At 64.2% G+C, this 11948-nt stretch carries 14 protein-coding genes and 2 tRNA genes; 3 read left to right on the top strand and 13 right to left on the bottom strand.

Going from position 1 to position 11948, the window contains the following annotated elements; translation table 11 throughout:
- The 4 genes from CQ12_RS47815 to CQ12_RS34460 form a co-directional block, all read right to left on the bottom strand.
- Positions 1–117: ATP-binding cassette domain-containing protein (locus CQ12_RS47815; protein WP_430642292.1), on the bottom strand; the 117-nt coding region annotated here is incomplete at its 3' end.
- 56 nt (positions 118–173) lie between these two features.
- The gene (locus tag CQ12_RS34470) at positions 174–1151 is read right to left on the bottom strand and encodes an ABC transporter ATP-binding protein (protein ID WP_057839715.1); all 978 of its coding nucleotides are present in this window, start codon (positions 1149–1151) and stop codon (positions 174–176) included.
- On the bottom strand, positions 1148–2029 hold the full coding sequence (locus CQ12_RS34465) for an ABC transporter permease (RefSeq protein WP_057839714.1): 882 nt from the start codon (positions 2027–2029) through the stop codon (positions 1148–1150). The genes CQ12_RS34470 and CQ12_RS34465 overlap by 4 nt, the downstream gene beginning before the upstream one ends.
- Positions 2026–2943, bottom strand: a complete 918-nt coding sequence (locus tag CQ12_RS34460) for an ABC transporter permease (RefSeq protein WP_057839713.1) — start codon at positions 2941–2943, stop codon at positions 2026–2028. The genes CQ12_RS34465 and CQ12_RS34460 overlap by 4 nt, the downstream gene beginning before the upstream one ends.
- A gap of 588 nt (positions 2944–3531) precedes the next feature.
- On the opposite strand from CQ12_RS34460, the gene CQ12_RS34455 reads away from it, so the two are divergent.
- Positions 3532–4374 carry a hypothetical protein gene (locus CQ12_RS34455; protein ID WP_157088650.1) on the top strand — a complete coding sequence of 281 codons (843 nt, stop codon included), beginning with the start codon at positions 3532–3534 and terminating at the stop codon, positions 4372–4374.
- Here the strand turns inward: CQ12_RS34455 and CQ12_RS34450 are convergent.
- The 4 genes from CQ12_RS34450 to CQ12_RS44480 form a co-directional block, all read right to left on the bottom strand.
- A complete protein-coding gene (locus CQ12_RS34450; protein WP_283807435.1) occupies positions 4369–5382 on the bottom strand; it encodes an NAD(P)/FAD-dependent oxidoreductase in 1014 nt (337 codons plus the stop codon). The two genes, CQ12_RS34455 and CQ12_RS34450, sit on opposite strands and share 6 nt — an antisense overlap.
- Entirely contained in the window at positions 5301–5609 is a 309-nt protein-coding gene (locus CQ12_RS47330; protein WP_283807434.1) for an FAD-dependent oxidoreductase, read from the bottom strand. Before CQ12_RS47330 ends, CQ12_RS34450 begins: the two co-directional genes overlap by 82 nt.
- A gap of 144 nt (positions 5610–5753) precedes the next feature.
- The gene (locus CQ12_RS34445; RefSeq protein WP_157088649.1) at positions 5754–6461 is read right to left on the bottom strand and encodes a hypothetical protein; all 708 of its coding nucleotides are present in this window, start codon (positions 6459–6461) and stop codon (positions 5754–5756) included.
- A gap of 403 nt (positions 6462–6864) precedes the next feature.
- Complete coding sequence (locus CQ12_RS44480; protein ID WP_157088648.1) at positions 6865–7002, bottom strand: hypothetical protein; 138 nt, start codon at positions 7000–7002, stop codon at positions 6865–6867.
- A 65-nt stretch (positions 7003–7067) separates the two neighbouring features.
- Here CQ12_RS44480 and CQ12_RS34435 point away from each other — a divergent pair, with 65 nt between their 5' ends.
- Complete coding sequence (locus CQ12_RS34435; protein ID WP_057839709.1) at positions 7068–7478, top strand: hypothetical protein; 411 nt, start codon at positions 7068–7070, stop codon at positions 7476–7478.
- A 24-nt stretch (positions 7479–7502) separates the two neighbouring features.
- On the opposite strand, the gene CQ12_RS34430 is transcribed toward CQ12_RS34435, so the two are convergent.
- The 3 genes from CQ12_RS34430 to CQ12_RS34420 all read right to left on the bottom strand — a co-directional run bounded on the left by CQ12_RS34430 (position 7503) and on the right by CQ12_RS34420 (position 8979).
- A tRNA-His gene (locus CQ12_RS34430) sits at positions 7503–7579 on the bottom strand.
- Positions 7580–7611: 32 nt separating this feature from the next.
- Positions 7612–8160, bottom strand: a complete 549-nt coding sequence (locus CQ12_RS44475; RefSeq protein ID WP_157088647.1) for a hypothetical protein — start codon at positions 8158–8160, stop codon at positions 7612–7614.
- A gap of 321 nt (positions 8161–8481) precedes the next feature.
- Positions 8482–8979 carry an AAA family ATPase gene (locus tag CQ12_RS34420; protein ID WP_057839707.1) on the bottom strand — a complete coding sequence of 166 codons (498 nt, stop codon included), beginning with the start codon at positions 8977–8979 and terminating at the stop codon, positions 8482–8484.
- Positions 8980–9213: 234 nt separating this feature from the next.
- Between CQ12_RS34420 and CQ12_RS34415 the strand changes: the two genes are divergently transcribed.
- Entirely contained in the window at positions 9214–9840 is a 627-nt protein-coding gene (locus tag CQ12_RS34415; RefSeq protein WP_057839742.1) for a class I SAM-dependent methyltransferase, read from the top strand.
- 174 nt (positions 9841–10014) lie between these two features.
- Here the strand turns inward: CQ12_RS34415 and CQ12_RS34410 are convergent.
- Both CQ12_RS34410 and CQ12_RS34405 read right to left on the bottom strand, forming a co-directional pair.
- Positions 10015–10091 (bottom strand) — tRNA-Arg (locus tag CQ12_RS34410).
- 243 nt (positions 10092–10334) lie between these two features.
- On the bottom strand, positions 10335–11810 hold the full coding sequence (locus tag CQ12_RS34405) for an ATP-binding protein (RefSeq protein ID WP_057839706.1): 1476 nt from the start codon (positions 11808–11810) through the stop codon (positions 10335–10337).
- Positions 11811–11948 lie beyond the last annotated feature (138 nt).

Genomic DNA, 11948 nt, shown 5'->3' with positions numbered 1-11948 from the left:
CAGGCGCGCCAGCGTGGACTTGCCGCAGCCGGACTCGCCGACGACGCCGAGCACGCTGCCGGCCGGCACGCTGAACGTGACGTTGTCGACCGCGATCACGCGCTTTTCCTGCGACATCAGGCCGGTGCGCACGCGGAACTCGCAGCGTAAATCCTGAACCTCGATCGCGGCGGTCATGCGGGTTGCGGCTCCGCCCAGTCCGGCTCAAGCCGGCAAAGATAATCATGCGCGTCGCCCGCCTGCCGCCGTGGTATCGCGCGCGTGCATGTCTCGTCGGCATGTGCACAGCGCGAGCGGAACGCGCAACCGGCAAAGCCCGCGCCGACCGCCGGCACCACGCCCGGGATCGAGCCGAGCGGCCGGTCGCGCTGCACCCGGCCCGGCACCGGCACGCAGGACAGCAGGCCGCGCGTGTAGGGATGTTGCGGCGCGCGGAACAATTCGGCGGTCGGCGCGCGCTCGACCACCTCGCCGGCGTACATGACGGACACATGATCGGCGACGCGGGCGACGATGCCGAGGTCATGGGTGATCAGCAGGATCGAGAGGCCAAGCTCGCGCTTGAGACCGGCCAGCAGCCGCAGGATCTGCGCTTGCACGGTGACATCGAGCGCGGTGGTCGGCTCGTCGGCGATCAACAGTTCGGGATCGCACATCAGCGCCATCGCGATCATCACGCGCTGGCGCAGGCCGCCCGAAAGCTGGTGCGGAAACTGACCTAGCCGCATGCCGGGCGCGGTGATGCCGACGCGGGCCATCAGTTCGGCGGCGCGGTCGAGCGCGGCCGCGCGCGAGCCGCCCTTGTGACGCGTCATCACCTCCGCCATCTGCGAGCCAATGGTGAAGGCCGGGTTGAGGCTGGTCATCGGTTCCTGGAAGATCATCGCCATGCGATTGCCGCGGATGCGCGCCATCTCGCGGTCCGACAACGAGGTGAGATCGGTGCCGGCAAAGCGCATCTTCTTCGCCGAGCGCTGGCCGCCGCGGGCGAGCAGGCTCATCACCGCAAGCGCGCTCACCGATTTGCCGCAGCCGGATTCACCGACCAGGCAATGGGTCTCGCCCCGCTCGACCCGGAACGAGGCGCCGCGCACCGCCGCAGTGCGGCCGAACGTCACCTCGAGCCCTTCGATATCCAGAAGCGCGCTCATCGGAGCCGCTCCGAACCGAGCAGATTGCGCAGGCCGTCGCCGACCAGATTGATGCCGAGCACCAGAATGAACAGCGCGACGCCGGGAATCATGATCACCCACGGCGAAAAGAACATGTAATCCTTGCCCTCGGCGATCATCAGCCCCCAGGACGGCAACGGCGGCGGCACGCCGAGCCCCAGGAACGACAGCGCCGCTTCGAGCAAAATCGCCAGCGCCATCTCCAGCGTCGCCACCACGGCGAGATGGCTCGCGATATTAGGCAAAATCTCCTTGATCAGGATATGCGGTTTCGAGGCGCCGGCGCACCAAGCGGCGCTGACATAGTCGTTGTTGCGGACCTGCATGGTGGTGGCGCGCGCCACCACGGCGAAGCGGTCCCACAACAGCAGGCCAAGGGTGGCGACGACGAGCCCGAGGCCCGATCCCATCAGCCCGACCACCGCAAGCGCAACCAGCACGACGGGGATGGACAATCGCGTGGTGATGGCGAACAACACGAAATCATCGACGCGGCCGCCGAAGAAACCGCCGAGCACGCCGAGCGTGATGCCGATCAGGCCCGACGTGATGACCGTCATGATGCCGATCAGGAGCGAAATGCGCGCGCCATAGACCAGCCGCGCCAGATAGTCGCGCCCGAGCTGGTCGGTGCCGAGCCAATGGCCCGCCTGGGTGCCTTCCATCCAGAACGGTGGCTTGAGGCGGTTGCCGAGATCCTGGGTGAACGGATCAGCCGGCACCAGCGCGTTGCCGAACAGCGCGGCAAACAGGACGACCCCGACGATGGCGATGCCGATCGCAAAGCCCGCGGTACCGATGCGCGACGCACCGACGCCCGAAGGCTGCGGCGCCTGAATGGCAACGGGTTCGCTCATCCGGTCCTGAGCCTTGGGTCGAGCAGCGCATTGAGGATATCGGCCAGCAGCGTGAGGCCGATGTAGAACACGGCCAGCACCAGCACCACCGCCTGCACGACGGGGAAGTCGTTCTTGGCGATGCTCTCCCAACCGAGATAGCCGACGCCATGCAGCGCGAACACGGTTTCGATCACGATCGAGCCGCCGAGCATGAAGCCGAGTTGCACGGCCGCAATCGACACCACGGGAATGGCGGCGTTGCGCAGCGCGTGCTTGAAGATGATGCGCGCCCGCGACAGGCCCTTCGCGCGCGCGGTTCGAATGTAATCCGACGCCATTGCCTCGATCATGCCGGAGCGCGTCAGCCGCGTCAGCGCCGGGATGGCGGTGAAGGCGAGCACGATGCCCGGCATCACAAAGTGCTGCCAGGTGCCGGTGCCCGAGATCGGCAGCACGCCGAGTTGCAGGCCAAGCACGATCATCAGGATCAATGCGAGCCAGAAGCTGGGGACCGCCTGCCCGACCATGGTGAACATGGTGACGCCGCGGTCGACCCAGGTGTTTTCGCGCAGCGCCGCCAGGATGCCGAGCGGCAGCGAGATGACCAGGGCAAGGCTAAGGCCGACAAGGCCGAGCGTCAGCGTGATCGGCAGGCGCTTCTGGATCAGGTTGGCCACGCTGTCCTTGAAGAAATAGCTCTGGCCGAAATCGCCGACCATGGCGCGGCCGACCCAGGCGAAGAACTGGACATAGAGCGGGCGATCGAGGCCATAGGCCTTGCGCACGATCTCGACGTCGGCCTGCGTCGCCGAAGGGCCGGCGATCGACACCGCAAGATCGCCCGACAGCCGCGTCAGCAGGAACGCAAGCGTCATCACGGTCAGCGCGACCAGCACACCGAGAGCAAGACGCCGGGCGATCAGACGCAACATCAACAAACTCCAGCGCCGGCAAGCGCACCCACGTTCTCAGGCCGGCGAAGCAAGCGCAAGTGTCACCAAACTGTCGCCCCTTGCAAGAGACGATTGCAACGACTTCCCGCCGCGACGACAGACTGTTGCGATGGTTGCAATGTGTGTGCCAACGCAGAATGCAACCTCTCGCATCTCCTTGATTGAGAAACTTGGCCATTCCCGGACCAATTCGGCATCGGGATCCCGCCGGCTCAAGATGTCGCATGGGTTCGGCACCCTCCCTGCATGACCTTTCGAAAGGCTGACGCTCATTTTTCGAGCGATCCGAGCTGAGATGGCGCCGCACGGCGCCGCCTGCGCGGCGTCGGGGCTCATTGGCAGCGAACGAGTCCGAGTTGGCCGGTGCCCTGCTTGCGCGCTCGGCCTCATGCTGCCGGGCGGGTGCGGCCGATCATTTCGCGGACTCCGCAAGGAATAAAAAGCGCAACTCATCCGTCCTATTCTACGACGTCCCAAATATGTCTCAGTCCGCACCGCAGGATTGACGCAATCCCGACCAAGCGTCGCGCCACGCATTTGCAGCCTATGCTGGCATTGGAGGAAATGATGAAGTCCGGACTGAAATGGGGCATCTGGTTCTACTTCGCGGCAGCCAGCGCTTACATTGTCTATGAGTGGTACGCGTACGCCGGGGTGTATCGGCTGGCCGCCGAGTGGCAATTGGAGAACTACGGCTCCTACCAGGTGAGGCTCATCCTGATCGTTACGATCCTGGTCCTGCTCAGTCCAGCCGCCGTGCTCGTCAGTCTTTCCGGCATGCAGGATCAACTGCGCACTGCCGGCTCGGGCGCCGGATCATCCGCGATTTTCGCTCTTCTGGGTGTCGTGGCGCTAGCGGTCGCGGCCGGTGCCGGCTGGTACGGTTACACGAAGTCGACGGAAGCGGTCGACGTCGAGAGCCTCGATCTGTCGAAGGGCGACACGCCGCGATCAACCCATGTGACGATCACCGGCATCGCGCGCACCGAATACATCGTGGAGTTCGGGACCAAATCCGGCAGCACGACGACGCTCGACCGCTACATTCCATTGACGCCGCCGACCTGGCGCCCGGGACAGCCTCTCGTCTATTTCATGAAGACCAACATGACGGCCTATATGCCGCCCGGTGGCGGCGGCATGTTGATGCTCTCGCCGAGGACGCCAGCCTTCCAGATGACGACGCAACCGGGCGTTCTGGTGCGTGACGGTCTTCCGGGGGCCGTCAGAGAGCACTTCCGCAAGAACAACCTCGCGGTCGCATCGCCACCGATCGTGCTCGACCTCAGCCCCGGCGCGGAAGTGAAACCGTTCTTCATCACCGCCGGGGTGAGCGGTGTGCTCGGCTTCCTCATGCTGGTCGCCGCCGGGGCAGCGACGCTGCGCCAGCGGCGTCTTGAGGCGTCATGAAATGTAACGGCCCGGCGCGAACGGGACGACGTCGTAAGACGGGGGCGTGCCGCCGATCATGGCGGCGATGGCCGCGCCGGTCGCGGGACCGGTCGTGAAGCCGATGTGCTGGTTGCCGAAGGCAAGCCACAGGCCGGCATGCCGCGGGACTGGTCCGATCATCGGCAGGCTGTCGGGCAGCGTCGGCCGCGAGCCGCGCCATGCTTCGCCAACGGGGTCGCCGAATTCGGCCACGCCGCGCGCCAGCGGCACCACCTGATCGAGCTGGGCGAAGGAGGACGGCGCATCGCGGTCGGTCAGTTCGACGCCCGAAGTGACGCGGATGCCCTGCTCCATCGGGGTCATGATGAAGCCGCCGTCGATGTCATAGATCGGACGGCGCAACGAACGCGCCGGGTTCGGTTTGAATTCGCGGTGATAGCCGCGCTCAAAGGCGAGCGGCACGCGATAACCGAGCGGCCGCAGGATGTCCGCGGACCACGGTCCCAGCGCGACCACCACATGCCGCGCCGAAATCTCGCCGCCGGCCAGCACCACGCGCCAGCGATCGCCAGCGGGCATGATCGCCTTGATCTCCGCCTGCCTGACTTCGCCGCCGGCGCCCGCGAACATCAGCGCATAGGCCTTGACCACCGCGCCCGGCGAATCGACCGAGGTGGTCTCTGTGTGCAGCAGGCCCGTTTTGTAGACGGGCACGATGTCAGGCTCGAGCGCGGAGATGGCCTGGCGGTCGAGCAATTCGCTGGCGATGCCGTAATCGGCCAGCATCGCCTGCTCCTGCTTCGCCGATGCGACCGCATCGCTGCGCCACGCCCGGAGCCAGCCGGTCTCGCGGATACGATGCCCCGCGCCCGCCTTCACGATCCATTCCCGGTGCAGCCTGGCCGATGCACCGATCAATCCATGCAGCGCGGTCGCGCGGGGCTCTAGCCGTGAGGCCGCCGAATTGGCCAGAAAACGCGCGACCCATCCCGCGTTTCGAACTGCCCAGAGCGGATTCCAGCGCAATGCTGCGTGGCGGTTGCCCAGATATTTCGGCAGCGACTTCCACAGCGACGGATTATTGAGCGGCGATACCGAGCCGCTGCTGATGATGCCGGCATTGCCATCTCGCTACCCGGCTCGCGCCGGTCAATCAGGACGACCGACATCCCGCGCTGCCGCGCGGCATAGGCCGTTGATACGCCGACGATGCCCGCCCCGAGCACCGCGACGTCAGTATTTTGTTCCGACATCGACTTTCCAGTTACTGCCACGGGAACATTTCATATCATCGCCCGCGCGCCAATGCCCGGCTTCGATGCAATGACGATGCCACAACGGATGGCATCCAACCGAAAGCGATGCACGCGGATGAAATTTGCCTCTACCGCCGAGCCTCAGCTTCGGGATTCCGCTGCGCGCTGCGCCTCCGCGACCCAGTACGCTTCATGGGCGCCGCTCACGGCTTGATCGACCACATAATGGAAGTCGTTGAGCGCCCACGTCATCGACTCTCGCGCCGTCATATATTTGTGGGCGACGATGTCTTCGACATCGAGGATGATCGTCGGAAATGGACCGCCCTTCGGGATCTGCACGACCGGCCGCTTGTAGCTGTCCATCGCATCGTCGAACGAGACGGGATCGGATCCCGCCGGGCCGTTTTCGGGATCGAGATCCAGAGACCAAACGAATAGCGGCCTGCGGGTGACGATCAACTCGCCGAGCAGGATGGCGACATCCATTATCAGCGAGTACGCGATCTCAGGTCCTTCGCGCGTGGATGAACGCCAGGTCTTGGACGAGGCGATCTTGCGGTCGTGAATGCCGGGCCACGCCGTTTTCGCCCAGCCGTGGAGCGCGTCGAGCAGCGGCGTGTAATCATCGGCAGCGAGGCCCGCGCGCAGGTCGATATTCTCCTCCGCCAGCAATTCGTCAAGCACGGCCAGCCGCTCTGCGCGGTGCGCCAGCAGGTAGTCGAGATTGGCCTGCGCCTGTTCGACGCTCAGCTTGAAACTATCGCCTGGGAATGGCGCCCGGTACGGCGGATAGCTGTCCAGACGCCGCGCCAGTCTGGTCCGTCGCAGTGATGTGAGCCAGCGCATCGATGATATCTCCGCAATCGAGTTGAACGAATGCATGAGCTGGCATGCGTCAACAGCAAAAGTCGTGCGACAATGCGCGGGAATTGCGTCAAACTTGGCGTGCTATGAGCCGTTATGAAGCCCGGGGCGGCGCGCTCAGAACCCGCATGCGAGGCATTCCCAGACACCGGGCTCGACCTCGGCTCGGTATTCGGCCTTCCAGTAGTGCGGGTCGTTCAGATTTTCGAACCCCACACCGGGCGCAAGCGCATATCGCCGCCTGAACGGGCGGTCCAGCAACACCAACAAACGACAAGTGGGCGGCCACGGACCGGCCGAGCGAATCCGGTTTCCCCGTGCCAGTTCGGCCTGAAGGATCGACTGGAGCGCGCTGCGGAAATGATTGTCCGTCGTGGCCCTGCTCCTACCCCGCGCGCCCATTTTTGAAGAATGTTCGCTCGGTTTCTCGGGGGGCGTTCCCATCCGCGCGCCGCCCGTCGGCCGCGAAATAATCATGCAGCGTGAACCAGTCGAGGGTGGGAAGAAGGTTGCCTTGTGTCATGACTGGATTCCTATCATGCCGCTTGAGATAGGATAGGACAAGGCCGGCTTAGGAGATTGGCTGAATTGGACATTGAACGCAACGACTTCGAAGTCGAGGAGGTCTTCACCGAAAATGGTGATCTCCTCGTGCTCTCGCTCGGCTTCGCATCGGCGCGCGATCCGCTCGACGTCCTGCATTTTGCGTGCGGCCGACAGCGCAGCGGCCGCCGGCCGCTGCCGGTCGAAGACCTGCTCTATATCGAGCGCACCGACCAGGATCAGGCTTGCGACAGCCGTGAGGTGATCAGGCTGGCTGGACACCTCGACCATGTCGAGCTTGTACTGAGCGATGAAGGCGCACGGTTGCTTCAGCTTCCGCACACCGTCCGGTTCCGCTTCAACGCGCATCCCGAGCTGCTCCCGACCACGCTAGCTCAGTTGAAGGCCATGACGGCTGCGGGACAGGACTGCATCGTGATGGGCGAGCAGCCGTAGCGGGCGCCTCGATAGCGATAACGCAGCGCCTGCCCGAAGAGATTCGAACTCCTGCCCCCAGATTCATAGTCTGGTGCTCTATCCAGCTGAGCTACGGGCGCGTTTTTCGCGCGCACATTGGGCTTTGGGCCGCTTAACGGACGCGCTCCGCAGCCATTCGCCGCGCCTCGTCGACGCTCATCTGCAATGCTTCGCGCTGCATGCCGGGGAGGTTCGTGAGCACGGCCGCGGATTCCTTCGCGTCGACCGTGCTTCGATTGAATGCGCGCTTGTTGAGCGTCGCCGCGATATGCTCCTCGAACATCGGGGAGCGGAGACTATTCTGCGTGCGGCTCAATGCGGAGTCGCTGTTTGTGCTTTTGCCGCAATCCGCAACGACACGGCTTTCCTTGGGCGAGATCGCCGTGATGACGGCCTCGCACTCCAACAGGGGCGCCCAGTTTGCATATCTCATATTCAATCTGACGCCCTTCGACGAGCGCCCGGCGCCCCAGATCTTTATCATCTCCTTTGGGCCGTCGCGCCTCGGAAGGGTGGTCTTTGCGTCCACCAACATCGCCTGGACCTGATCCCTGGAATAGGGGAAGACCGTCGGGTCGGAGCTGAGATTGCAGCCACCCACAACTAGCGACCCGCGAGAAGAAAGATGAGCTTTGCGCTCATTGGCCGCTCCCGATTTCAATTGTCCGATGTTTGTCTAGACGACGGCTTTTGAAAATCTCTTACGTGATTGATTCAAATGCGATCTGACACATCGACCTGTGACTCACGATTACCATGCGGGCATGCCACCGCTTCAGCTGCGGCCCGCGCCGACGCTGTGGGCCGGCGTACGCTTGATCGGATCGGGTCGAGCATCACGCCGCAGGCGCGCAAAAGCCTTCGCCGCCAGCCAAAGCCGCAGGCACATGTGGATTGGACAGGGCAGCTGCCGCCGCGACCACCTGCGTACGCTCGCTCAGCGCATCGAAGTGGACATAGCCGACTCAGGCATGTACGTCCGCTACGCCGGCGCCACCAGTATTAGAATTTTTGCGACTGTTTCACCGACTGGCCGTGCGGTATCGATCTCATGGTGAGCGGACTGTCGCAGCAACGGTTCGATTGTCTCGACAAGTTGGGCGATCTTGCTACGTTCGTCGGCGGTGTGGCCGTAGCTCTTCGCCGTCCGCTTCGCGAGCCGATGCATGAGCGTGTCGATCGGTGCGGACAGCAGGACAATTGTATCGATCAAATCGAACAATTTTCCCATGTTCTCGGCACAGCCGCTGACGAAGAGGTAATCTTCCCCGTTCCGCGAGAGGAGCTCCCGCACACGGTCTTCCTGCCAGACCCAATCCTGGCCATCGGCCGGTGTCAGGGCATCGTCTGGATCCGCAAGGACCCAATGCGACCACTCAGGAGTATCAAGGTCGATCGCACGATACCCTCGGCGCGCCAATTCGATAACGACGGCCGACTTGCCCGTGCCGGACATCCCTGTGATCAAGACGCGCGTCATCGTCAGCCTCCAGTTCCACGCTGGTCCTCACGTCTGCTTTCGAGAAGGCTTAAGGTCACCAAAGGCTCGGTTGGGTCGGACGCCCCGGGGGTTGGTAGTGATTCAGATCGAATTTCTGCTATGGCTGCGAAGCAAATCGCCCGCGACGTCACCAACTACGAAAAGTGTAAGGACGCAACGGGCCGATGGGCGTCTCGATCATCGGGGTCTCTTGTCCGAGGGAGGAACGGTAGGATGAGCACCGACCGAGACACCGTCCGATCCTATGATTTGGTCGCGGCGGAGTACGCTGCCGAAGCCGCGGCGATGCCCGAATGGGTCGCGACAGAGATCGACGCGTTCGTGACCGAGTTGGGCGGCTCCGGCAGGGTGCTGGAGATCGGAAGCGGTGGCGGGCGAGATGCACTTGAGCTTGAGAAGCGGGGGATCAGCGTCCGACGCACCGACGTTTCGAAGGGCTTCGTCGAACTGCTTCGCGAGCGTGGCTTCGAGGCCGACCTGTTGGACCCGCTGACCGACGACCTGGCCGACCCGGAGCGTCCCGACAAGCCGTACGACGGGATCTGGGCCTGTGCCTGCCTGATTCACATCGCGCGCGAGGATTTCGGTACGGTGCTTGGACGGCTTGCCGACGCGACCCGGACCGGTAGCCGACTGCACGCCTCGGTTAGAGACGGCGATGGCGAGGATGTGACCATACACGGCAGCGCTGCAGCGCCTCGGCGCTACGTTGAGACGTACTGGCGCGAGTCTGCCCTGCGGTCCGCACTCACGGACGCCGGCTGGATCGTCAGCGACGTACGCCGGTACATCGGAAGGCCCGATGATCCGTGGCTGAGCGTTCGGGCGAGCCGGGCATGACGCGCATAGAGTTCTGGATACGGATAGAGGCGGAGCGTCACGTCCGCATCCGGCACCAAGCGGGGGTAGATCGAACTTCTTGTGCAACGTGTCGAGGTGGTCTGCTGCGGTCACTTGTCGCCGCTGCTGGCGTAGAATCGGCGGCCGTTGGCGTTTCGCAGTTTTATACCGAAGTGGCGCGCCCGAAGAGATTCGAACTCCTGACCCCCAGATTCGTAGTCTGGTGCTCTATCCAGCTGAGCTACGGGCGCGTTTTTCGCTTGCACATTTGGGCTTTAGGCCCGGATGCATCCGATATGGTTCGGAGGATCGCGAAAGAGCGCTTTAGCTACCCGCTCCGGCCTCGCTTTGCAAGGTCCGGAAACGGGCTTTGCGTGACCAATGATGGTTAGCAATTTCAGGTGCCGTGGCGTCGGGATCGGCATCTCGCATCATCGCGAGATGCCGGGTTCGATGCTGCGCAACGCTCCGGAATGACATTAAAACCCAATAGCTTACGCCCGCGCCCGTTCGTTGCGGACGCTCTGCAGTTCCACCGGGCGGTCGGGGATCGAGACGCGGAAGGTGGCGCCGATGGTGCCTTCGACCAGATGAATGTCGCCGCCATGGGCACGGACCAGTTCGGCCGCGATCGCAAGGCCGAGCCCGCTGCCGCCGGGGCGGCCCGAGGTCTGGAACGCCTCGAACAGGTGCTCGCGCGCCTTCGCCGGCACGCCGGGACCGGTGTCGGACACCTCGATGATGGCGACCGAACCCTCGCGGCGGCCGGTGATGCGGATCTGCAGCGTCGCGGCGTCCCCCTTGGCGCTTTCCAGCGCCTGCGCCGCATTGCGCACCAGATTGAGCAGCACGCGGAACAGCTGGTCGGGATCCGCGTCAATCGAGAGGCCGCGCTCGATCGCGCTGATCCAGGTGATCGATGCGTCGGCGGCGAGGCCGGCCGATTCGCGCACCTCGGTAACCACGGGCTCGACCTGGATCATGCGGCGGTCGGGCTCGGCTTCCTGGACGCGGCCGTAGGAAAGGGTCGACTGGCAGAAGTCGATGGCGCGCTCCAGCGAGCGCATCAGCTTCGGCGCGAAGCGCTGCACCCGCGGGTCCGGCACGCTGGCCAATTGATCGGACAGCAATTGCGAGGACGCCAGTAGATTGCGCAGATCGTGGTTGATCTTCGACACCGCAAGCCCGAGCGCCGCGAGCCGGCTCTTCTGCGACAACATCGAGACAAGGTCGCGCTGCATGTCGGACAGTTCGCGCTCGACAACGCCGATCTCGTCGCCGCGCTGGCTCGGCACGATGATGCGCGCCGCACTTTCCGGGTTTTCGTGGAAGCCGACGAGATTGGCCGTCAGCCGCCGCATCGGGCGCACGAACAGATAATGCAGCGCGAGGTAAACCAGCCCCGCGGCGAGCATCGCGATCCCCAGCGCGACCACCAGCAGATTGCGGGAAAACCGGTACATCGCCTGCCGCAACGGCTTTTCATCGACCACGACCTCGATGAACTGCGCGCCGCCGGGTGCCGGCCCCACCACTCGAATCGTCTGGTTGCCTCGATCCAGCATGGTCTCAAAGGACTCGACGATCGCGGACCACACCGTCAGCGTCCGCATGTCGATGTCGCGGTCGATCGCCGCCGGCAGGTCGGCGCTGGCGAGCAGCCGACGCTGCTGCCCCATCTTGATGGCGACCGCCCGCGCGCCGACGCTGGTCAGGATTTGCCGCGCCAGCGAGTCCGGAACCATCCCCAACGGCGCCGCATCCAGCACCAGGGCGGCGGTGTTGGCCGCAGCAAGGCGGTCGTTCAGCCGGTTGGTCCAGAAATTCGCGATCGACGGCACATAGATCATCAGCAGCGCGATCATCACGAGGGGGATGGTCAGCAGCAGAAGCTTGCCGGACAGGCCGAGGCGGCGCGAGCACGGAGGCCGCGGCGCTTGAAGAGTCGGCTGGTCGTCGGTCGCTGACACGAATATCTGCCTTGATATCTCTGCTTTGAGCCCGCCGGATAAGGCCAACCTGGCCCATATAGGTCGGTTACCGCGTGATTCCGAGGATGCGTTTGGGCCACCGGCCGGTCAAATTACCGATCGCTAATGTGCGGCGGT

The sequence above is a fragment of the Bradyrhizobium jicamae genome (genome assembly GCF_001440395.1).
GTDB classification, from domain to species: domain Bacteria; phylum Pseudomonadota; class Alphaproteobacteria; order Rhizobiales; family Xanthobacteraceae; genus Bradyrhizobium; species Bradyrhizobium jicamae.
The sequence above is the reverse complement of the archived record's forward strand: the minus strand, read 5'-3'. Positions and strand labels throughout refer to the sequence as shown.